Here is a 21,495-nt window from a genome sequence, read left to right as displayed (position 1 = left end):
CGCCGACCAGGCAACGACCGAACGAGCGAACCTGAAACCCCGCCAACCCCTTCTGACCAGCTGATCAGCACTTCCCGCACAGCGGGGGAACCTCAGTCCAGGAGTGCACCTCGAAGAGCAGGTCCGGCAGGTCGATCCGGGGAAGCATCGCCTCCGTGGTGGTCTTCAGCCAGGTCAGCGACTCCGGCTCGCCCACCGCGCCGAGCTTGTCCACCGACAGGCGGGCACGGCCGCCTCCCTCGGGGACGACGATCTCCACCTTCGCGTCATCGCCGGCCTCGGCGAGCCGGTCGGCCATCTGCCGCCACGCCGCGTCCAGCGCGCGCGTGAGCTGGGCCAGGTGCTCGCCCGCGTTCTCGGTCAGGGACAGGCCTGCCAGCACGTCCGCGCGCATCGCCTCCCACCGGGGGCCGTCCAGCAGCCGGGCGCGTGGGTCCGCCCACCGGTTCGACGGGGCGGCGAACACGTCGCGCCGGTTCAGCGCGCGGTGCAGCTGCTCCAGCACGCACACCACGTACGCGTCCCGGTCGACCGCGCCCTGGGGCAGCTTGGTGTTGGAGAACACCGGCCGCTTCCACATGGCGGGCACCAAGTCGGCGTCGACCTCACGGGGCAGCAGCGGCCGGTCCTTGACCCTCCGGCGCGAGAGCGCGGGCAGGCGGCGTACCGCCTTCAACAGGCGCCGCCCGGCCGGTGCGGCGCCCAGCGCATCAGACTCGCCCAGCAGGGCCAGGAAAGGGCGCACGGTGTTGTAGCGCAGGGCCAGCTTCTCGCGCATCGCCGCCTCGGCCGACCCGTCGTCCTCGGGCACCAGGGCCTCGACGGTTGCCACCGCGCCGGCCACCGCCGTACGCGGCACGGCCTCCTCCACCGCCGCCCACAGCGCGGCGACGTCCAGGTCCGCGTCGTGCTCGGCGACCAAGTCCAGCTCCTCAGTGAGGATCTTCGACGCCTTCGCCAGGACGCGGGCCGCCTTCTCCACGGCAGCATCGCCAGGCGCTCCCGATCCGAGGCCCGCCGCGCTGGGCTGATCAGCCGGTTCGCCATCAGCACCGCGAACAAATCCAGCGCGTCGTCGACCGCCTGCGCCTCCAGCTGACGTACCACCGCCGTCAGCAGCGCGGTCCGCCGCGGCTCGGGCGCCCGCTCGATCGTCTGCGCCTTGCTCAGCTGCCCGTACCGGGCCAGCGTGGACAGCCGGTTCACTGGTACCCGCGACAGGTTCACCCGGCCCAGCGCGAACGCGGAGATCTCCTCCATCCGCTCCATGGCCCGCACCATCGCGGTGCCTGTCGACTTCGTCGGCGGCGTCCGCAGTCGCTCCAGCTCCGAGACCCGCTTGCCCTCCGGCACCACCAGTAGTTCGGCCAGCGCCGGCCCGAGTGAGGGGTCGGCCCGGCGCGCGGCGCGGGCCACCGCCTCGTACACGCGCCGCTCGGCCACCGCGCGGGCCTCAGACACCTGCCGGGCCAGTACGCTCACCCCGGGCAGCAGCACCCGGTTCTTGCGCAGCCACGTCACCGCGTGGTTGAACAACGCCACCGGCGCCTCCGCGTGCGTCCACGCCCGCCCGTACAGAAAGCCGCGGAACTCCCGCCCCCACTTCCGGTCGGCGAAGTCCCGGTACTTGAACCGCTCCTGGATCTCCGCCGCGTGCTCGTACGGTGTCCTGCGCCGCTCCGGGTACCGCTTCACACACGAGGCGTCCGCGATGCCGAGCTGCCCGGCCAGGTACTCCACGACCTCCCACGGCACCGCGAGCGGGTCCTCACCCAGAAACCGGCCGACGTAGCGGACCGTGCAGATCTGCACCGCCATCCCCAGCCGGTGCGCGTCCGTACGACGCAGCGCGATCAGATCACGGTCGTCGTCATCGAGGAAGAAGAACCGCTCCAGCTCCGGACGCGTGGGCACCTCCGTGAACGTCCCGTACGCCTCGGCCTGCTCATCAGTCAGAAACTCCACCGGCACGATCCGGACCGTAGCCAGCACCGACAGCCACCCGACGATCTTTCCGAGAACCCCGGCGGCACCCCCGGGAGGTGTGCTAGCCGACCATGATCGATCTCAGCGGCACTTTCTGTACCGCAACTACTCACACCCGGGGAAGCCCACGTCATCGATCGCGTACGCCTCGGGTGAGATGTGCGCCGCAGCCCAACGGGCCAGCCGTTCCCGGACCTTGGCGTAGTCCCAGGTGGAGGAAGAGACGAACTGCTGAAGCTGCTGGTGGTCCACGCCCAGACGCTCGGCCATCGGCTGCATCGACTTGCGCTTGCCGTCCAGCATCAGCCCGCGCAGGTACATCTCGCCCTTGGCCCGCTGGTCCCGACGCGCCAACGAGCCCAGCATCTCGGCCGCGAACGCCTCCAGACGCGGCCGGACCTCTTCCATCTCCTCAGGAGTCACACCTGAAAGAAGATCACAATCTATCCAACGAGGATCACTTGGGGTACCTAACAAAGCCCTACTAGTGCTGTGACCGGGATGGTCCACCGTGATCGGAAGGCGGCTCGCGGGACGAGCGCACGCGCAACGGCTGGTATTACTGGGGCATGCAGGAAGAGACGGCACGCTCTGCGATCGACACGTTCATCTCCGCGTTTAACGCCTCGGACGACAGCTATGTAACTGCCCTGCTCTCCCAGGCCCTGACCTCAGACGTGGTCTTCTGGGGGCCGTTGGGTCGCAGCGAAGGAATCGCGGCGGTCGAGCGGTTCGTGCTGGACATCCGGCGCCACCCAGCGGGGACCGGCACGATGGTGCGCTGCTCAGCGGTGGACATGCCTGACGAGTGGGCCCGGTACCAGTGGGTCTTCACCACGCCGGATGGAGGCCCCCGCCTGGCGGGAACGGACGTCGTCCATCTGCGGCGGAGCCTCATCGACCAGGTCATCGTCTTTGCGGGGGAAATCAAGCCGTCCGCCTCCTGAGTCGTCCTTCTGTCGCTGTCCTTCTCGTGAACTTGTCCCTTTCGGCACTCCGGGGCTACGGTTCGCGGTCGGTCAGGCTGCGGCGTTGAGGGGGCGTCCGCCCCAGCGGATGCCCTTCTCGCTGCGGATGCGGGCGCGTTCCTTGCGTTGGCGGGTTATCTGGCCAGAAAGACCACACTCACTCGGCGGACTCCCCCACCGTGAAGTCCTCCAAAGACCAGGTGGGCGCAAATCCGCTTGGTGAGCCCTCTCGCACGTGCTGAAATGCGCGGATGGATACTTCTGAAGTACTCGCCCTGTTCGACCGTCAGATGCGGCGGGATACCCTCGCCGACGCGCCCGGCGCCCGAGTCGAGCGGGTCGGCAAGGTGGTGCGGCAGGTCGGCGTTGAGGGCGGCTGGAGCGCGGTCGTCTGGTCCGGCCTGGACCAGGCCACGGCGCGGCCGGCGATCGCCGAGCAGGTGCGGTACTTCACCGAGCTGGGCCGTGAGTTCGAGTGGAAGCTCTACTCGCACGACCAGCCGGAGGATCTCGGCGAGCTGCTGCTGGCGGCCGGGTTCGAGGCTGAGCCCGATGAGGCCCTGATGATCGCCCGGATCGCCGACCTGCCCGACGGCGGCGGACTGCCCGAGGGTGTCCGGCTGCACCCGGTGACCACCCCGGCCGACGTGGAGCTCATGCTGGCCGCGCACGAGGGGGCGTTCGAGACGGCTGCGGACTGGCTGCGGCCGCGCCTGCTCGACATGCTGGCCGAGAGCCCGGGGACGGCCAGCATGGTCGTCGCGATGGCCGGCGACGTGCCGGTCTGCGGGGCGCGGATGGAACTACACCCGGGCACCGAGTTCGCCAGCCTCTGGGGCGGCGGCACCGTACCCGCCTGGCGCGGCCGCGGGATCTACCGGGCGCTGGTCGCGCACCGCGCCAAGATCGCCGCCGAGCACGGCTACCGCTACCTGCAGGTGGACGCCTCCGACCAGAGCCGCCCGATCCTGCAGCGGCTCGGCTTCGCCGCTGTGAGCACCACGACCCCGCACGTTTACAAGCCGTAGCCGGTACCCCCCTGCTCAACGCTCCTCGCTCGCGGGCTGGAGCACTTCGGCCGGGCAGGGGTGAGGAACCTTCTGGGCCTGAAGGGCGGCAAAGTCGGCGTGAGCCCGCTCGACGACCTCGGGGTATGCCTGGGCCGTAGACGCCGCCCGCGCTCACCGCAGCGACGGTGGTGTCCCGCCGAGTGGTGCAGCAGCGATCACCTCAGCTGACTCGCCTTCACCAGCACGCTGGTCAGCGAGCCGTAGATCGTCGGCTTGATCGCCTCGCTACACCACTTCGCGGGACGCGACCGGCGTCGGCCCGGAAGCCGCGCTGTTCGGCCTCCCTGCCGGGATCAGCGACCCGCCATTCGCAGGGCTTGAGGCCCGTGGCTAGCTGGACGCTAGCGACCACGTACGGTCACCAGCGAGGTGGGTTCCACGAGGAACTGGCGACAGTTGAATACGCGAGCTCACCAGTAGGGGACCCCATCATGGCCGGGACAGTAGCAGCGCGCCGGGGCGCAGCGGGGCGCCGAAGACCTGCATGACGAGGGTGCGGTGCGCGGCGTGCAGGGTGCGTACCGCGGCCCGGGTCAGTCCGGGCTTCGGAGGTTCCTCGCCGCCGCGGGCACGGCCGGGCTTCGTCGGGATCCACAGGTATCCGGGGTCGCTGCCTTCGAGCTGCTCGGTGATGCCGGCGCGGACGTCGAGCCAGCGGTGCAGGATGTCGGCGGTCTCCTTGTTGAGCGGGTGGCGCCCCCTGTCGAGCTCGATCTGGGGGAAGGGCCGGTGCTCCAAGTCGACGTCGGTGACGTCCAGGCCGTGGAGGTCGGGCACGGATCGGCCGGTGGCGGCGACGAGCGCGGCCACCGCTGCGGTGCGCAGGGAGGTGGCGGCGTTGGCGCCGACGGGGCGTTTGACCGCGAGGGTGCGCAGCAGTGTGTGGGCTTCCTCGGGCTCGAGCCAGTCGCCGTGTCTGGCCGGGGGCAGCTCCAGGCGCAGGGGGAGGCCGAGGTGTTCGGCGAAGGCGTTCCAGGTCTGGATGCGGGCGCGCTGGGAGTTGTAGGCGGCGGCCGCGTCGGGGCCAAGGAGGGTGTTGCGGCGGCGGGTTTCGCCAGCGGCTGCGGCCGCGAGCCACGCGTCCGCGTGTACGAGGTCCATGAGCTCGTCGGTAGTGAGGGCACCCACCCTCGCCACGCCCAGGGCGTGCTCCAGGTACTCACTGAGGAGGTGGCCGCGCAGGCGCTGCGTTTCGTACCCGTACCCGCGGTCGGCGAGCTTGCCGAGGAAGCCGTTGATGGCGGCGTTGGCGTCGGCGGGGCGCGTGCGGGTGGTCGGCATGCGCAACAGCGTACGGACCCAGTGCCCGCATTCTGAATAACAGCAAGAAGCCTTGCAGGAAACATGTCCCCCGTTCGGCTGCTGCTTTCGTCTCGGTCCGTGTCGAACCGAATCGCAACGTCCCGGTCCGGTACGGTCTTCGCGCTCCTCCGGCCTCCCGGCACGGGGCCCATGGCCCCGCGGAGGCCCTTGACGCTTCTTGCTGTTATCCAGACCCTGGAGTTGTCGGCGCCCGCGGGGGATCAGCCTGCCGCTTTGAACTCGTCGTCACGACGCCACCATGCCCGACCGGCCTGGCAACCCGCTCCACCGGCTGCGGCCTGGTGAACCTTCCTATCTCAGCCAGACGACTTCTCGATCACGCCTGTCGGGCACCGTGGCCCAGCATCGGGATCGGGCGGTACCCGGTCGGGTCATGCTCGGGTGAGCACGATCTTCTTACCGCCGGCCCGTCCGGTAACCACCCGGGCGAACGCAGCCGGTCCCTCGCTCAGCGGCAGGGGTTCCGGTGCGAGTTTCAAGGTTCCCGCGGCGGCCTGCTCCGCCAGCTGGACAAGCTGCGCGGCGTTGGGCTCGACGTAGAGGTCCCAACTCGTGATGCCTCGTTCCTCCGGAGGCGCGTCCGAGGTCAGAGAGCACAGTCGGCCGCCGTCCCGCACCAAAGGCAGGGCGGCGTCCGCCGTGCTGGTGGCGATGATGAGGGCGGCGTCGAACCCGCCGCGTACCTTGGCCGACCAGTTCGGGTCGTGGTAGTCGACGACCTCCATCGCTCCCAGACCGAGCAGGCGCTCTGCGGCGGCAGCAGACGCGGTCGCGGTCACCTCGATGCCCTTGGCCGCGGCAAGCTGGATGGCCAGGGCTCCGGTGGCCCCGCCTCCGTTGGTGATCAGGAGCCGCTCTCCTCGGCTGAGGTCCAGCTTCTCCAGGGCCTGCAACGCGGTAAGTCCGTTGACCGGCAGTGCCGCCGCGTACACGGCGTCCAGCCCGGGCGGGCAGGCTGCCGCGTGATCCGCGTTGATCAGAACGCGTTCGGCCCAGAAGCCGCTTCCCCCGGGCAGCGGGGCCTCGTGTGCGAGCACCCGGTCGCCTACGGCAAACCCGGTGACACCCGCGCCGACGGCCAGCACCTTGCCCGCGCCCTCCACTCCCAGCGCCGCCGGGGGGCGCAGCCCCACGTCCCAGCCAGCGCCGTTTAGCAGTTGGTCCCACGGGCCGACCCCGGCCGCCTCAACCGCCACCAGGATCTGACCGGGCCCGGGAGATGACGGTTCGGGCAACTCCAGCAGGGCGACTTCCTGCTCGGCCCTGGACACTCCGCACGCCTTCACAGTAGATCTTTGTCCTCTCACTCGGTCCGACCGACCGGGAGGTACGGGCCGGAAACCCAAAGCGGGCAGCAGTGTCGACCTCGGGATCCCCTACAGAGGTCGCTCGCGGTCTCAGCCGCATTGGTGTCGAGCCTATACAGCTAGGGCGCGTATCGGGTTGTGATCAATGGGTGGTCCGGGTGAGGTCTTTGATCCAGATCATCGAGGCGCGCAGGTTGAGGCCGGCGAGGTAGCTGTCCGGGGTCTTGTCGTATCGAGTGGCGATGCCTTGCCAGGCCTTGAGCTTGTTGATCAGGCGCTCGACGGTGTTCCGCTCCTTGTAGAGGTCTGCGTCGTGGCTGACGGGCCGGCCGCCCCTGAAGCCCTTCTTCTTCCGGTTGGCGGCCTGGTCCTTCTTTTCCGGGATGACTGCCTTGATGTGGCGTTTCCGCAGGTAGGCCCGATTTCCTCGGGATGAGTAGGCCTTGTCCCCGGCAACCGCGTCCGGGCGGGTGCGGGGGCGGCCGACAGGCCCGCAGACCCGAACCTTCTTGAGCACGGGGATGAACTGCGTGCTGTCGGCGGCCTGTCCCGCGGTCAGGACGAACGCCAGCGGGCGGCACTGGCGGTCGGCGGCGAGGTGGACCTTGCTGGTCTGCCCGCCCCTCGAGCGTCCGAGCAGGGCAGCCTTCAGCCGGAGCTTGCGACGGTGCCGGATGCGTCGCCGTGCTTCCCGTGCCGGGTCGTCTCCGGCGTCCCGCCCGTCTTGTCCCTCCGAGTCGCCCCCTTTTGCCGGGCCTTCTCCTCTTCGGCGGCGGCCTTCTGGCTTTGTTCACCGGTTTCGACAGCAGTTGTTCAGGGCTTCGGGAGGCACCCGGGCCGCGGCGTGTTCGATGTTCACGAGAAGCGACAGCACCCGCGCACGCCGATGAGAATGATGCCGTTCCAGGCGGACCCTACGAGCTACTGGATGCTCCAGCGGTGCGGATGGTCGGGATCGGTGGGGCAAGCGAAGACGTTGAGCTCGCAGGAGCGGCCCACGGTGACCTCGGTGGGGGTGCGGACCGAAAGGCGGGCAGGCTCGGTCCTAGCGGCCGGCCGTCGGCGTGGCCGTCGGGTGCCACTCGCGGCGGAGGAGGCCGAAGACCCAGGAGTCGGAGACGTCGCCGTTGACGACGCAGTCCTCGCGGAGGGTGCCTTCGCGGACGAAGCCGAGCTTCTCCAGGACCCGGGCGGACGCCACGTTGCGGGTGTCGGTCTCGGCCTGGACGCGGTTCAGGTCCAGGGTGTCGAACGCCCACCGCAGGACGGCGTGCGCGGTCTCCGTGGCGTAGCCATGGCCCCACGCGGCGGCGTCGAAGACGTAGCCCAGGGACGCGCTGCGGAAGTCCAGGTTCCAGCTGGTCAGGCCGCACCAGCCGATGAACGCGCCGTCGGAGACGCGGTCGACGGCCACCCGCGCTCCCGTGCCTTCCTCCTCGATCGTCCGGCAGGTCGCGATGAAGCGCTGGGCGGGGGCCGGTTCGGTCCACGGCGGGGAGTCCCAGTAACGCAGCACGTGGGCGCTGCTGTGCAGCGCGTAGAGCGGCGCCGCGTCGGCGTCGGTGAACGGCCGCAGTCGCAGGCGGGCGGTGTGCAGCTCGGGGGTGGGCAATGTCATGCGGAGCATCCTGCCGCGTCACGCTCGCCCCCGACCATCCGTTTATCCGGACGGTCGGGGGCGCGTACGTCCCCGGTGACGCCGGACGCGCCGCATGGGCGGTGAGTCCGCAGTACCTTGCCGGCATGGCGAGCAAACGGCGGCCGTACTGGCGCACCCTCGGGACGCCGGCCAGCCTCGTCCTGTACCGGACCCCGGACGGATGGAGGTACGCCGTCCACTTCACCGGGCCGGCCGGCATCGCCGACGGCGCGCTCGCCGGTCCTCCGCCCTCGTCCGAGCCGGACATCACGCAGGCGGCCCTGGTTCAGAAGGCGGAGGAACTCACCCACCGTCGGCTCGACGTCCTCTGGCACGCACCCGATCAACCGGGCTGGTGGACCGGCACGGTCACCGTCGCAGGGCCACTTCCACCTGCCTGAAGCCGGCCCACTGATGCGGTCGGAGCACTAGATGATCTATTCCAAGGGGTCAGTGATCATAGGCGATCAGTGAGCGTAGGACGGTTTGTCCGGTGGCGTCGTTGTGCCAGATCGCGGCGGTCAGCGCGAGGATGCGTTGCATGACGCGGGCTATGACGCCTCCGGGTGTGCGCCCTCGGTGCCGTTCGAGGTCAAGCTGTCCCTTGAAGGTCTCGTTGATCGATTCGACGACCTGTCGCAACGGCTTGAACAGGGCTGCGCCAGGCCGTTCCGTTCACCTTTACGGGCAGGCCGCAGCAACTGGACTCCATGCTCGGACAGTTCGCGTTCGAAACCACGGCCGAAGTAGTTCTTGTCGCCGATGATCGTCTGTCGGGGGCGCTCTCGCAGAAGCTCACATTCGGCTGCCAGGAGGTCAAGGAGGGTCTCGCGTTCGTCGGCCTTGGCCCCGGTCAGGGCGAAGGCGATGGGCAGGCCCTGAAGGGTGCAGACCAGGTGCAGGCGCAGGCCCCAGAAGAAGCGGCTGTGGCTGGCGCAGTAGCCGTATTCGGCCCAACCTGCCAGGTCGGAGTGTTTTGACGGTCTCGCGGGAGCGGCCGCATTCCACCGGGGTGGAGTCCACGACCCATACGTCGTCGCTCCACACCGAGGTGGTGGTGGCCAGGATCCGGTTGACGCTTCGCATCAGACCGGCGGCCTTGCGCAGCCGCTTGTTGTAGCCGGGCTGCTGGGGCAGGTAGGGGAAGAGGTGGCGCAGGTGGGCACGGGCATGGCGGAGCCATTTGGCCTCGGAGGTGTAGCCGAGTATGGCCTGCATCGTGGCGAGGGTGACCAGTTCGGCATCGCTCAGGCGGGGCGTAATGCCGACCGGCGGGCGCCACGGCGCCAGGTCGGGATGCTCCTTCAGCATGTCGTCGGTCGTCGCATAGAGTGCTGTCGCGAGGGTGTCCACGTCGTTCGTCACAAAACGATCTTGGACACCCTCGTTCTCGTCTCCGCAGGCACCCCTTGGACCACACCACCAGGAGGAACCAGTGTCATACCCGCAACTGCTCACCCCCGCGGAGAAGCTCGCCGACGCGAAGAAGCTGTTGAGCCTCCCGCGTATCGTCGTGATCTGCGGCTCCACCCGCTTCATGACCGAGATGAACGAGGCCGATCTGCGGGAGACCAAAGCCGGAAAGATTGTCGTCAAACCGGGCTGTGACATGAAGTCGCCGCACGAACTTTGGTCCGATCCTGTCGAGGCCGAGGCGCTGAAGGTTCGACTCGACGATCTGCACCGGGCGAAGATCCGGCTCGCTGATGAGGTGCTCGTAGTCGGCGACTACATCGGAGACAGCACCCGAGCCGAAATCGCCTACGCCCGGTCGCTGGGCAAGCCCGTGCGGTTCACGCACCCCGAAGTCGACCCTGACGCCTGACCGCCCGCTGCCACCCCGACAACCAGGGCCGGCAGCCCGCCGCCTGACCGTCTCGCAGTGGATTCGGCCGCCGCCCACCCCACACCCTCCGCAGGCATCCCTTGGAATTGATCATCTAGAGCACGATCCGCCCGTCGTTACCGGATCGGCTTCTTCTGTCGGGCCGACTCGGCGGTCTCCCGGCAGGTGGTACACAGGGGGTTCCCGCCGAAGCCGTAGTGGTGGCACGGCTGGTGGCAGCGCGCACACCGTCCGACGTGCGCGGGCGGGCAGTCCAGGACGGCAGAGGCCTTGCGCTGGGCTGGTGCAGGTGTGGCCATGGCGCTTTCTTTCGAACCTCTGTTCTATCAGGGGTTCGAAGGTTCGCCGGGCTGCGACACCGGTCCGTCGGCCGCGCTGCCGGTGCGGCTCAGCCCTGCAGCTCTGCGCGCGCCTTCTCCAGTTGCGTGACCGTCACCGTGCCGGCGCCCGGGAGGCCTGCGCTCTCCCACGCCCCCTGAGCGCGCGCCACGACACCGCCGGCGTCGTCGAGGAGGACCTTCTTCGCCACGTTCACGGAGATCGCGCCGTCGCCCAGGTCGACGAGGTGCGCGAGCATGCGCACGTTGTGCTGCCGGTTGCCGGCCTTCTCCTCGTTGTACCGGTAGATGAGCACCCACCGGCCGATGAGGGAGCGGGCCCGGTCGATCATCTGGCGGCCGCGGTCGGTCTCCTCCTGCTCCGTACGGATGCTCTCGGCGTCGCCGGACGGCGGCCGCAGCGTGAGCAGGCCGCGCCGGCTGGACTCCTCGATCTCGACCTTCTCCAGGAAGGCGACGAACGTCTTGGCGCTCTCCAGGCGGTCGACGTCCTGCGCGGCCTGCTTGGCGATCATGTGCAGGTCGACGGTGAGGGTGTGCACGCGGCGGCCCCAGGCGGCTTCCTCGCCAAGCGGGCAGGGGCCTGCGGCCTGGGCGGCGGCGATCACAAGGCTGTAGTCCACACGCCCATCATGGCGCGCCGCGCCGACAACCCTGGACACGAATTCTGCGGATCATCCTGTCCTTGCCCGGTCGAGAGCGGGCCAAGGGGTGAGGGAGGATGACGTACGTGCGATGTGAGGAGTGCAAGCGCGAGCACGCCCACCCGTTCATGGGCGGTTCGAAGCGCTGCGAGCTCTGCCCGAAGTGCGCGGCCGAGCGTCGCAAGGAGGCCTAGAAGGCTCAGTAGGAAGGCGGCTGGTGCCCGGCGGGTTCGTAGCCTGCCGGGCGTAGCTCAGTCGCCGAAGCCGTCGTGCTGGCCGTGCTCAAGGACCAGGGCGAGCGCGGCCGCGCGGTGGTTGAGCCAGATCGCCATCTGTCCGTCGCCACCCACGAAGCCGCCCGCCGCACGGGACGTCGCAATAGCCAGGCGATCGCCTTCGCCGAGGCCCGTAGCTGCACGCAGCACTCGACAGCGCGGCGGCGGAACTACCGGGCATGCACCGACGCCGAGAAATCCCGCGTCGTAGGCGCCAGGCGATCCCCCCGGCCACGGGGCGTTGTCCACAGGGACTTCTCCGCCCACAGCGCGTTATGAGTTCGAGAAGGGCCGATGCAACGATCGCCCCACACGCATCTCACGAAGGGGGACCGAGCCCATGACCACAGAGCTGAACAACGTGAGCGACGCGCTGGCGGATTCGGACGTATCCACGGTGCTGGGCGGCGCATGGGATGCGCTGGACCTTGCGGGACGTCTGGCGGACGCCATCGCTTGGGACGAGGCAAGCGACGAACTGCAGGCGCTCATCGCTGCGCAGGAATGCGTCACGGCTCGGGACCTGTTGCCCGTGCCGAAGACGGGCGCTCCCCTCGACCTGGCAGAGATCGAGCCCGGAACAGCTGGCCTTACTCCCTACGTCAGCCTGCTCGGTCGGACCCAAGAGGCTCTTGCCCGTCTCGCCTCGACAGGAGACAGCAGCGCGGACGTGCAGAGCCAGCTGAGCAAGGCAGCCAGACACGCGTCTGTTGCGCGGGACGCACTCTCGGCAGTCCGGGAGCGGTAGTGGTCACTTTAGAACAGCTCTTCGATACAGCTGGCGCGCATTTGCGGGCTGCGGCCGAACAGGTCGTCGCGGAGGACCGGGCAGCCGTGAGCCGCCGGCTCGACCGATTCCTCGCAACGCTGTCGGCAGGGCTCAGCATTGTCGACGACACCTCGCATGCGAGCGATCTCAGCTTCCACCTCGACCGGGCCCGCGATGCATTACAGACTGCCCAGCGACTGATACCGCCCCCGGTGAAGAATTCGTCCGGTCCGGCGGAGGACGGCATCTCGGGCGCGACCAAGGCTGTCAACGTGGTGCGGGACGTCATCGAGAGCCATCACGGACCCGACCGAGCCCCGTTGACTGCCTACGCCTTCGCGTTCACCACCCGTCCCGCCCGCGAGTACCTGGCCCGCCGGTCCGCCGAAATCGCGTGGGAGGCAGACCGGATCGCTCTCGCCCTGGGACTGGGCGTCGAGGACCCCGGTGTTGCCGCCGCCTTCGCCGATGTCCGTTCCTCGCTGGCCAAGGCTGCGGTCTTCGGCCGGGAGGGGACCAGGAATGCCGACTGGGGGATCGCGGCCTTCTCCGGCCTCGGGGAACATCGGTACAGCGGTTATCGGTGAGAACGATCATGGACGTCTAGCACAGTGATCCACTTCGCCGCTGGGGTTCGGTGAAACGCCTCCGGGCCCGGTCCGGGGCTGGCTACGGTCCGGCTCGTGCCGGTGGAATTTCTGAGCGATGAGCAGGCCGAGGCGTACGGGACGTTCGCCGAGGAGCCGACGAGGCCCGAGCTGGAGCGGTTCTTCTTCCTGGACGACGTGGACCGGGACCGGATCGCCTTGCGGCGGACGGAGCATCATCGGCTCGGGTTCGCGCTCCAGATGTGCACGGTGCGGTACGTCGGGCTGTTCCTGGAGGACCCGCTCGCGGCGCCTTGGCCGGTAGTCGAGCACCTGGCCGTGCAGCTCGGCATCGAGGACCCGTCCGTGGTCAAGCGGTACACGGAGCGGCGCCAGACGCTGTACGACCACGCGTGGGAGATCCGGGACGCCTACGGCTACCACCCCTACGAGGACTCCGAGTGGGGCCGGCGGTTCCGTACGTTCCTGCACGGGCGGGCGTGGACGCACGCCGAGGGTCCGAAGGCGCTGTTCGACCACGCGGTGGGCTGGCTGCGCCGTCACCGGGTCCTGCTGCCCGGGGTGTCGGTGCTGGCCCGGCAGGTGTCGGAGGCGCGGCAGGTCGCGGAGAAGCGCCTGCACGCCACGGTCGCGGGCGCCGCCCGCCGCGCGGACCCGGCGCTGCCCGGGGACCTGGTGGCGACGCTGAAGACGCCGGAGGGCTCACGGTTCTCGGAGCTGGAGCGGCTGCGCCGGCCACCGACGCGGACGACGGGCACGGCGTTCGCCCGCGCGCTGGAGCGGGTGGACGAGATCGGCGCATACCGGCTGGGGCGGCTGAGGTTGTCGCAGATCCCGCCGAACCGGATGGCGGCGCTGGCCCGGTACGCGCTGGGCTCGAAGGCGCCGCTGCTGGAGCGGGCGGCGGAGCCCAAGCGCACGGCGATGCTCACCGCGGTGATGCGGCACCTGGAGGCGAAGGCGATCGACGAGGCCCTGGACCTGTTCCAGGTCCTCATGGCCACCCGGCTGCTGAACACGGCGAAGCGCAAGACGGAGAAGGAGCGGCTGTCCACGCTGCCGCAGTTGGAGAAGGCGTCACGGGTGCTCGCGCGGGCGGCGAAGGTGCTGTTCGAGGAACTGGAGCTGGTCGAGGAGCAGGCAACGGACCTGGACGTGGCCGCGCTCTGGGCAGCCGTGGAGGAAGTCGCCCCGCGCGCCGCCGTGATGACCGCGGCGGCCACCGTGGTCTCGCTGGTGCCCGAGGACGAGAACTCGGCCGAGGTCGCCATGCGGGCCGCGCTCACGAACCGGTACGCCACGGTCCGTCCGTTCCTCGCGTTGCTGGGCGAGTCGAAGGCCCTGGATGCGGCGAGTGCCGGGAAGCGGGTCCTGGCCGGGGTGCGGGGTCTTCCGGGACTGGCGCGGCGGAAGGTGGGAGTGAAGCCACTGCTGCCGCGCGAGGTGGACGATAAGCTGGTGCCGCCGGCGTGGCGCAAGGCGGTGTACGCAAACCCTGATCTGCCGCAGGGGGCGGTGGACCGGGACGCGTACGTGGTGTGCGTGCTGGAGCAGCTGCACCGGGCCCTGAACAACCGCGACGTGTTCGCCTCGCCCTCGCACCGCTGGTCCAACCCGCGCGCCCGCCTCCTGGAGGGCCCAGACTGGGAGGCGGTCGAGGAGGACGTCCTGGCGGCACTGAGCCTGGACATGCCCGTCACCGAGCACTTGGCGGAGCTGGTGCGCGGCCTGGACGCCGGATGGAAGCAACTTGCCGAACGCCTCACGGAGGCCGGGCCGGCGGCGAAGGTGTCCATCGAGGTCCAGGACGACGGACGGGTGAAGCTGAACGTCGACAAGCTCGGCGCGCTCGGCGAGCCCAAGTCCCTGACCTGGCTGCGCAAACGGGTCGAGAAGATGCTCCCGAAGATCGACCTGCCGGACCTGCTGTTCGAGGTGAACGCCTGGACCGGGTTCCTCGACGCCTTCGTGCACCTCGGCGACGGCACGACCCGGATGAAGGACCTGCCCACCTCCATGGTCGCGCTGCTCGTCTCGGAGGCGTGCAACATCGGCCTGGCTCCGGTGGTGAACCCCGGCTACGAGGCCCTGACCCGGGCCCGCCTCGTGCACGTCGACCAGTACTACCTGCGCGCCGACACCATCGCCACGGCGAACGCCGCTCTCATCGCCGCCCAGGCCGACATCCCGATCGTGCAGTTCTGGGGTGACGGACTGCTCGCCTCCGTGGACGGGCTGCGCTTCCAGGTGCCGGTGCGCACCATCAACGCCGCCCCGTCGCCGAAGTACTTCGGGTTCAAGCGCGGCATCACCTGGCTCAACGCCGTCAACGACCAGGTCGCGGGCATCGGGCAGATGGTCGTCCCCGGCACCCCGCGCGACTCCCTGCACATCCTGGACGCCCTGCTGAACCTGGACGGCGGCGTGAAGCCGGAGATGGTGGCGACCGACAACGCCTCGTACTCAGACATGGTGTTCGGCCTGTTCAAGATCCTCGGCTACAACTTCAGCCCCCGGTTCCGCGACCTGGACGACCAGCGGTTCTGGCGGGCCACGATGCCCGGCGTCGAGACGGGCACGTACGGTGCGGTGGAGGACCTGGCCCGCAACCGGGTCAATCTGAACAAGGTGATCACGCACTGGCCGGACATGCTGAAGGTCGCCGGTTCCCTGGTCACCAACCAGGTCCGCGCCTACGACCTGCTGCGGATGTTCGGCCGCGACGGCCGCCCGACCCCGCTCGGGGCGGCGTTCGCCGAGTACGGGCGGATCGCCAAGACCGAGCACCTGCTGCGCGTGGTCGACCCGGTGGACGACACCTACCGCCGTCAGATGAACCGGCAGCTCACCGTGCAGGAGTCCCGCCACAAACTCGCCCGCGACGTGTGCCACGGAAAGCGCGGCACCATCCACCAGGCGTACCGCGATGGCATGGAGGACCAGCTCGGCGCGCTCGGCCTGGTCCTCAACGCCATCGTGCTATGGACCACCAAGTACATCGACGCCGCCGTCGCCCAGCTCCGCACCGAGGGCCACGAGATCCGCGACGAGGACATCGCACGCCTGTCCCCGCTCAAGCACAAGAACCTGAACCTGCTCGGCCGCTACAGCTTCACCGCCAGCGTCCCGGCTGCCGGCGCCCTGCGCCCGCTGCGCGACCCGGACTCGGCCGAGCTGGACGAGGATGACGACGGCGGCGGCCAGGAGTGAGCGGCGCCAGCCCGGCCGGGCACTGGTCAGTTCGCGTCCCGCCGGGTTCAGGCCGGGGACGCGGGAGTGTGGTTCAGATGCCGACGTGCGAGTGTTCGGGGCTCAGGTAGTGGATGGTGCTCCCGGCGGCGTGCGGGGTGAGCAGGTCCCGCAGTTCGCCGGCGGCGGTCTTGAGGAGGTGGCCGTCGCGTTCGGCCGCCAGGGTTTCGAGGACGAAGGCGACGTGGGTGGAGTTTTCGGTGACGCGGGTGCGGTGGGCGTCGCGGTGGTTCCAGTGGCGGGTCAGGACGTCGGTGGTGTCGGTGTAGATGATCTCGCCGGGCTTGGGGTGCTCGACGGTGTCGGGTTCGCCGAGCGGGGTGAAGGTCTCGGTGCCGTCGGCGTGCCGGATCTCGACGTCGCCGGTGACGTGGTCGAGGTCGAAGGCGCCGGCGGGCAGCCCGTGGCGCACGGAGACCGTGTTGTAGGAGTCGACGGCCGGGTTGATGCGGGGCAGGGTGCCCTTCTTGGCCATGCGGCGGCCCAGGGCGTCGACGCTGGGGCGGATGCGGCGGGGGTTGGTGCCGAAGGAGCGGTAGGCGGTGTGCCATGCCTCGATGCGCGGGTCGGCCTCGTCGGCGGGGGCCCAGGTGTTGTCCGCGAGCTGCCGTTCCAGGTGCTCCAGGGCGGTCGTGGTGGCGGGCCAGGGTTCGTGGCCGCGCAGGCCGGTGGCGGTGACGACGGCGATGAGGGTGTCGGGGAAGGCGTCCGCGACGGTGGGGCTGATACGGAGGGTGGTCATCGAGGGAGTCCGTTTCCGGGAGTACGGGGCGGGGTCAGGCTTTCCAGGGGCCGATGCGGTCCAGGCGGCGCAGCTGCTGGGCTGCGGTGGGCGCGTCCAGGGCCTGGCCGCGTTCGGTGAGCCGGCGAGCGGTGTCGGTGCGCTGCTCGACGGGTTTGTGGTCGTCGTACTTGAACTTCGCGCGGACCTCGGTGACGTCCAGGCGCAGGCCGCGGATGCCGGGCAGCATCCGTCCGTAGGGCGGCTGGTCGGGGTCGATGGGGGCGTGGTCGCCCTCGGGCTGGAAGTGCGCCATCTGCCGGCGCAGCAGCTCAGCCTTGGCTGCCGGGTCGTCGACGATGGTGGCCTGGCAGGTGAACTGGACGGCCGCGTAGTAGCTGGTGGGGACGCCGTCGGTGGGCGGGATGCCGGGCTTGGCGCGCCAGGGGCCGGGGATGAAGGCGTAGTCGCTGGTGACGGTGAAGGTGACGTTCGGATCGACGTCGATCGTCTTCCAGACGGGGTTGGGTCGGGCGAGGTGGACCAGCAGGGCGCGGCCGTCGACGGTGAAGTGAGTGGGCACGACGATCGGCGCGTGTCCGAGCAGGCCGTTGACGCTGAGGAGGCCGAAGTCGTGGCCGTCAGCGATCCAGGTCTGCCACTCGGCGTCGTCCAGGGCGGCATCCCAGGGCTGGATGAACATACGCGGGTCCTTCCGGGAGGAGCGTGGGGTCAGGTGAGAGCGAGGAGGCTGACGGCGACGGCGGCGGTGCCCAGGCCGATCAGCTGGCCGCGGTGGATGCGCTCGGCCAGGACGCTGCGGGCCAGCAGGACGGTGCCGGCCGGGTACAGGGCGGTGATCACGGCGACGACGGCCAGGTCGCCGCTGCGGGCGGCGAGCAGGAACAGCAGGTTGGCCACCGAGTCCAGCACCCCGGCCGTCGCCGACATGGCGTAGGCCGGTTTCTCCGGGCCCAGCCGCCGGAACATCAGCCCAGCCGCGGCCAGAGTGACCGCGGAGGACACGGCGCGGCCGACGATCAGCGGGCCCACTCCACTGTCGGAAGGGGCCTGGTGCAGGAAGATCAGTTGCAGGGCGATGGCGGCGCCGGCACCGAAGGCCATCAGCAGCGCGGTACGCGACGGGCGCGCGCTGCCAGCCCCGTGTCCGGCGCTGACCAGCACCACCGCCGCGAGCGCCAGCGGCAGGCCGATCAGCCCGGACAGGCCCAGGTGCTCGCCCTGCAGCAGTCCGACACCGACCGGCAGCATCGCCGAGACCAGCGCGGTCACCGGGGACAGCACGTTCATCGGGCCGATCGCGAGGGTGCGGTAGAGCAGGGCGAACGCGGCGGCCGACGCGACACCGGAGGCGGCGCCCCACACGAGGGTCGCCGGAGCGAAGGAGGCGCCGAGGAAGGGCCACAGCAGCAGCTCGACGGTGAGCGAGGCCGGAGCGGCGATCATCACGGTGCGCAGGACGTGGGCCTTGCGGGCGCCGAGACCACCGAGGAAGTCGGCGCATCCGTAGGCCAGGGAGCTGCCCAGGGCTAGCAGCAGAGCGATCACGGGTACATCCCTTACTATCAATAGAACGACTACACCGTACAACGCACCGACCGCAGGTCGTCAACCGAACGACTACGCGGTCCAGTGCAGTGACCTACCTGCTTGGAGGGGTAAGGGCGATGACCGAGACCGAGGCGGCACTGCGGACGCTCGCGCACAACGTCCGCGCGGCCCGCACCCGCGCCGGACTGTCCCTGGACGAGCTCGGCCGCCGGGCGAAGGTCAGCAAGGGCGCCCTGGTCGGGCTGGAGAAGGCCCAGGGCAACCCGAATTTCGCCACCCTCGTCCGACTTGCCGACACCCTGGGCGTCTCGGTGTCCGCGCTGATGGAAGGGCCGGCCGAGGGGCGCGTCCGGGTCGTGTCCGCCAATGCCGTCATGCCCCTGTGGGCCGGGGAGAAGGGCGGCGAGGCCCGGCTCATGCTGACCACGACGGGACCGGCCCCGGTCGAGGTCTGGCGCTGGAAACTGGAGCCGGGCGAGGAGTACCCCAGCCACCCGCACCAGGCCGGCGTCGTGGAGACCGTCAGCGTCACCGCCGGACAGATGGTGCTCGTCGTCGACGGCACCGAGCACCCTGTCCAGACCGGGCAGACCGCCGCCTTCGACGGCGACGTCCCCCACACCTACCGCGGATCGGGCACCGAGACCTGCCATCTGATCATGACCGTCCACCTGCCCCCCGGCCCCGCATAGCCCCCCCCGGGAGCCATACGGGCCGGGGCGGAGCCGCCCTGTCGTCAAACGATCGTCTGACGACAGGCGGCCGACGCGTCCAATGAACCCGTGCAATCCGGGGGTTCGAGGCGACGCGAATCCAATCGGATCCGATGGCGATTGCTGACAGGGTTTGACGACAGATAGGGTCCGATCCTCCGTACGGAAGGGGCCTCCGAGTGGCGAACCTGGTCTACAAGCGGGTCTCGACCGACCAGCAGTCCACCGCTCGGCAGAACCTCGTCCTGGCCGAGGCCGGCATCGAGGACCCGGTCGTCTTCGAGGAGGACCCGGGCACCTCCAGCCGCCTCCACCCGCTCCAGCGCCCGAAGTTCCGCGAACTACTCACGTACGCGCGGCCGGGCGACACCGTGCACATCTCCGAGATGTTCCGCCTCGTACGCGGCACCGGCCACATCCTCGACGTACTCGACGTCCTCCACCGCGACCGCCTTGCCCTGCGCATCCACGACGGCGCGTTCTCCGCGATGGACCTCACCGCACGCCACCCCCGCACCGGCGAGCTGCTGTCCACCGTGAAGTTCATGGTGCAGACCCTCGCCGCCGCCGGCGAACTCCAGCGCGACCTCCAGCGCGAGCTGACCTACGACGGACTGCGCGCCGCCGAGGCCAAGGGCAACAAGGGCGGGCGCCGCCCCGCCGTGACGGCCGCGAAGACCGCCGACGTACGCACCGCGTACCTGGAAGGCCGGTCCATCGCCGCCCTCGCCCGCGACCACGACGTCAGCCGCGGCGCGATCCGCACGGCCGTCGCCGACCTCCTGCCCGACCACACCGCTACCGAGGAAGACGCGCCCGCCCCGCAACTGCCGGTCACCCTCGACATGCCGGGCAAGGTCGCGGACTACCTCCGGACCACCGAGCTGGAGCCCGCCGAGCGCGCCGCGCTCGACCAAGGAACGACCGTACGGCGCGGCCAGGGCTACACCCTGCGCGTCAGCGCCGTCCCCGCCGTACACCGCCAGCTCCTCGCCCGCTGCCAGCCGCTCGACGGCGGCCAGGGCCTCCCCGCAGTCCCGGCCCAGCGCAAGGCCCGCCGAGAGTACGAGAACCGAGTCAGCGCACTCACGCCCCGACCATGATCGTTCTCACCGATAACCGCTGTACCGATGTTCCCCGAGGCCGTTCTCGCTGGCGCCGCCTGTCGAGCCGGTCCAGGCGCACACCAGCGATGACCTCCGAGCTGTACCCGAGCGTCTGGCCGAGGACAGCGACCGGTTGTCTCGGGCCGCGTTTGACACCCTGCACGACCGCTCGGGACACCGGTTGAGCGGATCGGATTTGCAGCAGCTGTCCCGCTGGACAGCAATGGGACGTCTGCTGTCGGGCCGGGTGCTCCTGCATCTCGCCGAGCAGCTTCCGGACCGGGCGGTCGCTGCAGCTCTGCAGGAGGCCGCCGGAGCCCTGCGGAGTTCCGCGCAGGCGTGGCAGCAGTCCGCGGCCGCGTGGCACCGGATTGTGGACTTGGCCGACCCGCGGGCGCATCCCAAGCTGCCGCCGCCCAGCTATGACATCGTCCGCCGGGGCCAGGTGGTCCGCCTGCCGCAGGTCGTCCCCCATCCGGCCACCGTGATCGCCCACACCTCGGCTGTGCGGGTGGGGCAGTTGCTGTTCGGAGCGCAGTGGCGACCGGATGGGGCAGGTCGCCCCGATGCGCGGCCAGTTGGCGACATCCTTGGTGACGTGCAGGGCGTAGGCGCTCTGGCGGCAGCGCTGTACCGGCTGCCTGCCGCCGGGTGGCAGCTGGCCACCGCCGCCCCGCTGGCGGTGAAGCGAGCGCGCTATGGGCTGGTCACCGATTCCGTCGAGCACCGGACCGTCTCCAACGATCCCGGGCAGCGGCGCTTCTACCCCGTTCACCATCGACAGCTGGAATCGCTCATCACCGCGTACCGGACCGTGATGCCCGCCGAGCAGACCGCTGCGGCCGCACTGCTGGAATCGGCACGTCAGGCAGGAGTTGCCGTCCCGCGCGCCCTCCTTGATGCCGCGGCGCACCGAAACATCGCGGCACAGCAGCAATGGGGCACTACGCAGGCATCGCCTCCCGCCTTACATACGGGGAGCCCCGCGTTGCGGGCGCAGCCACCCACACGTCGGCGAGGACCGCGCCTTTAGGGCAAGGCCGTGAAGTCACGGCTCCGGGGGCGTTGGCAAGTGCGCTCTGATCTGCGGCGTTTTCGGACGTGAGAAAGCGGAGCCCCGGTAGAACTGGCAGTCGACCAAGACAGCCGTTCACAGCACCGGAGGCTCCGCTGTCCGATCAGTGTGTCATCACGCGTGAAATCACGGTAGCCAGGGTCTGTTCGCCCCCGGGCACCTGGGGGAATGTGCGACATCCCGTGAGAGTACAGTACGTGACGTAATGACCGATTTGCCATCGCTCGATGGGGTGACGTTGGGGCATCACGGCCGGTCAAGCGTTCGGGATTCGCTTGGGTGGCGG

18 protein-coding genes and 3 pseudogenes are annotated in these 21,495 nt (G+C 69.8%); 10 read left to right on the top strand and 11 right to left on the bottom strand.

Annotated features, from left to right (window positions below):
• Nucleotides 1-94: 94 nt before the first annotated feature.
• Together ACGFSA_RS32365 and ACGFSA_RS32360 are read right to left on the bottom strand one after the other, a co-directional pair.
• Nucleotides 95-1,971, bottom strand: a pseudogene (locus ACGFSA_RS32365) (DUF4158 domain-containing protein); the annotation flags it as partial.
• A gap of 120 nt (nt 1,972-2,091) precedes the next feature.
• Nucleotides 2,092-2,409, bottom strand: coding sequence for a transposase (locus ACGFSA_RS32360; RefSeq protein WP_393309599.1), 318 nt, complete (start codon nt 2,407-2,409; stop codon nt 2,092-2,094).
• A gap of 146 nt (nt 2,410-2,555) precedes the next feature.
• Between ACGFSA_RS32360 and ACGFSA_RS32355 the strand changes: the two genes are divergently transcribed.
• A complete protein-coding gene (locus ACGFSA_RS32355) occupies nt 2,556-2,933 on the top strand; it encodes a nuclear transport factor 2 family protein (protein ID WP_053663874.1) in 378 nt (125 codons plus the stop codon).
• A gap of 272 nt (nt 2,934-3,205) precedes the next feature.
• On the top strand, nt 3,206-3,982 hold the full coding sequence (locus tag ACGFSA_RS32350; protein ID WP_393309598.1) for a GNAT family N-acetyltransferase: 777 nt from the start codon (nt 3,206-3,208) through the stop codon (nt 3,980-3,982).
• 471 nt (nt 3,983-4,453) lie between these two features.
• Here the strand turns inward: ACGFSA_RS32350 and ACGFSA_RS32345 are convergent, their stop codons facing one another.
• The 4 genes and pseudogenes from ACGFSA_RS32345 to ACGFSA_RS32330 all read right to left on the bottom strand — a co-directional run bounded on the left by ACGFSA_RS32345 (nt 4,454) and on the right by ACGFSA_RS32330 (nt 8,272).
• Nucleotides 4,454-5,305, bottom strand: a complete 852-nt coding sequence (locus ACGFSA_RS32345) for a hypothetical protein (protein ID WP_393309597.1) — start codon at nt 5,303-5,305, stop codon at nt 4,454-4,456.
• Nucleotides 5,306-5,718: 413 nt separating this feature from the next.
• Nucleotides 5,719-6,618: an NADP-dependent oxidoreductase gene (locus tag ACGFSA_RS32340; RefSeq protein ID WP_393309596.1), complete on the bottom strand. Its 900-nt coding sequence runs from the start codon at nt 6,616-6,618 to the stop codon at nt 5,719-5,721.
• Between the two features lie 178 nt (nt 6,619-6,796).
• Nucleotides 6,797-7,437, bottom strand: a pseudogene (locus tag ACGFSA_RS32335) (IS5 family transposase); the annotation flags it as partial.
• A 262-nt stretch (nt 7,438-7,699) separates the two neighbouring features.
• The gene (locus tag ACGFSA_RS32330; RefSeq protein ID WP_393309595.1) at nt 7,700-8,272 is read right to left on the bottom strand and encodes a GNAT family N-acetyltransferase; all 573 of its coding nucleotides are present in this window, start codon (nt 8,270-8,272) and stop codon (nt 7,700-7,702) included.
• A 125-nt stretch (nt 8,273-8,397) separates the two neighbouring features.
• Here ACGFSA_RS32330 and ACGFSA_RS32325 point away from each other — a divergent pair, with 125 nt between their 5' ends.
• Complete coding sequence (locus tag ACGFSA_RS32325; RefSeq protein WP_393309594.1) at nt 8,398-8,694, top strand: hypothetical protein; 297 nt, start codon at nt 8,398-8,400, stop codon at nt 8,692-8,694.
• A gap of 49 nt (nt 8,695-8,743) precedes the next feature.
• Here ACGFSA_RS32325 and ACGFSA_RS32320 read toward each other — a convergent pair.
• A pseudogene (locus tag ACGFSA_RS32320) lies at nt 8,744-9,658 on the bottom strand (IS982 family transposase).
• A 70-nt stretch (nt 9,659-9,728) separates the two neighbouring features.
• Here ACGFSA_RS32320 and ACGFSA_RS32315 point away from each other — a divergent pair.
• Nucleotides 9,729-10,118 (top strand): hypothetical protein, encoded by a 390-nt coding sequence (locus ACGFSA_RS32315; protein WP_393309593.1) that lies wholly within the window; start codon nt 9,729-9,731, stop codon nt 10,116-10,118.
• Nucleotides 10,119-10,527: 409 nt separating this feature from the next.
• Here the strand turns inward: ACGFSA_RS32315 and ACGFSA_RS32310 are convergent, their stop codons facing one another.
• Entirely contained in the window at nt 10,528-11,100 is a 573-nt protein-coding gene (locus tag ACGFSA_RS32310) for a hypothetical protein (protein ID WP_393309592.1), read from the bottom strand.
• Between the two features lie 636 nt (nt 11,101-11,736).
• Here ACGFSA_RS32310 and ACGFSA_RS32305 point away from each other — a divergent pair.
• From ACGFSA_RS32305 to ACGFSA_RS32295, 3 genes are all read left to right on the top strand, one after another.
• On the top strand, nt 11,737-12,144 hold the full coding sequence (locus ACGFSA_RS32305) for a hypothetical protein (RefSeq protein WP_393309591.1): 408 nt from the start codon (nt 11,737-11,739) through the stop codon (nt 12,142-12,144).
• Entirely contained in the window at nt 12,144-12,752 is a 609-nt protein-coding gene (locus ACGFSA_RS32300) for a hypothetical protein (RefSeq protein ID WP_393309590.1), read from the top strand. Before ACGFSA_RS32305 ends, ACGFSA_RS32300 begins: the two co-directional genes overlap by 1 nt.
• Nucleotides 12,753-12,848: 96 nt before the next feature.
• Nucleotides 12,849-15,983, top strand: coding sequence for a Tn3 family transposase (locus ACGFSA_RS32295; RefSeq protein WP_393309589.1), 3,135 nt, complete (start codon nt 12,849-12,851; stop codon nt 15,981-15,983).
• Nucleotides 15,984-16,056: 73 nt separating this feature from the next.
• Here the strand turns inward: ACGFSA_RS32295 and ACGFSA_RS32290 are convergent, their stop codons facing one another.
• From ACGFSA_RS32290 to ACGFSA_RS32280, 3 genes are read right to left on the bottom strand one after another with little or no spacing between them, the layout of a single operon-like run.
• Nucleotides 16,057-16,764, bottom strand: coding sequence for a B3/4 domain-containing protein (locus ACGFSA_RS32290; protein ID WP_393309588.1), 708 nt, complete (start codon nt 16,762-16,764; stop codon nt 16,057-16,059).
• 34 nt (nt 16,765-16,798) lie between these two features.
• Entirely contained in the window at nt 16,799-17,446 is a 648-nt protein-coding gene (locus ACGFSA_RS32285; RefSeq protein ID WP_393309587.1) for an FMN-binding negative transcriptional regulator, read from the bottom strand.
• 29 nt (nt 17,447-17,475) lie between these two features.
• The gene (locus ACGFSA_RS32280) at nt 17,476-18,312 is read right to left on the bottom strand and encodes an EamA family transporter (RefSeq protein WP_393309586.1); all 837 of its coding nucleotides are present in this window, start codon (nt 18,310-18,312) and stop codon (nt 17,476-17,478) included.
• A gap of 119 nt (nt 18,313-18,431) precedes the next feature.
• Here ACGFSA_RS32280 and ACGFSA_RS32275 point away from each other — a divergent pair, with 119 nt between their 5' ends.
• The 3 genes from ACGFSA_RS32275 (at nt 18,432) to ACGFSA_RS32265 (ending at nt 21,167) form a co-directional block, all read left to right on the top strand.
• Complete coding sequence (locus ACGFSA_RS32275; RefSeq protein WP_393309585.1) at nt 18,432-19,007, top strand: helix-turn-helix domain-containing protein; 576 nt, start codon at nt 18,432-18,434, stop codon at nt 19,005-19,007.
• Nucleotides 19,008-19,207: 200 nt separating this feature from the next.
• Nucleotides 19,208-20,131: a recombinase family protein gene (locus ACGFSA_RS32270; RefSeq protein ID WP_393309584.1), complete on the top strand. Its 924-nt coding sequence runs from the start codon at nt 19,208-19,210 to the stop codon at nt 20,129-20,131.
• A gap of 226 nt (nt 20,132-20,357) precedes the next feature.
• Complete coding sequence (locus tag ACGFSA_RS32265) at nt 20,358-21,167, top strand: hypothetical protein (RefSeq protein WP_393309583.1); 810 nt, start codon at nt 20,358-20,360, stop codon at nt 21,165-21,167.
• Nucleotides 21,168-21,495: the final 328 nt, after the last annotated feature.

The sequence above is a fragment of the Streptomyces sp. NPDC048496 genome, assembly GCF_043200055.1.
Classification (GTDB): Bacteria; Actinomycetota; Actinomycetes; order Streptomycetales; family Streptomycetaceae; genus Streptomyces.
The sequence above is the reverse complement of the archived record's forward strand: the minus strand, read 5'-3'. Positions and strand labels throughout refer to the sequence as shown.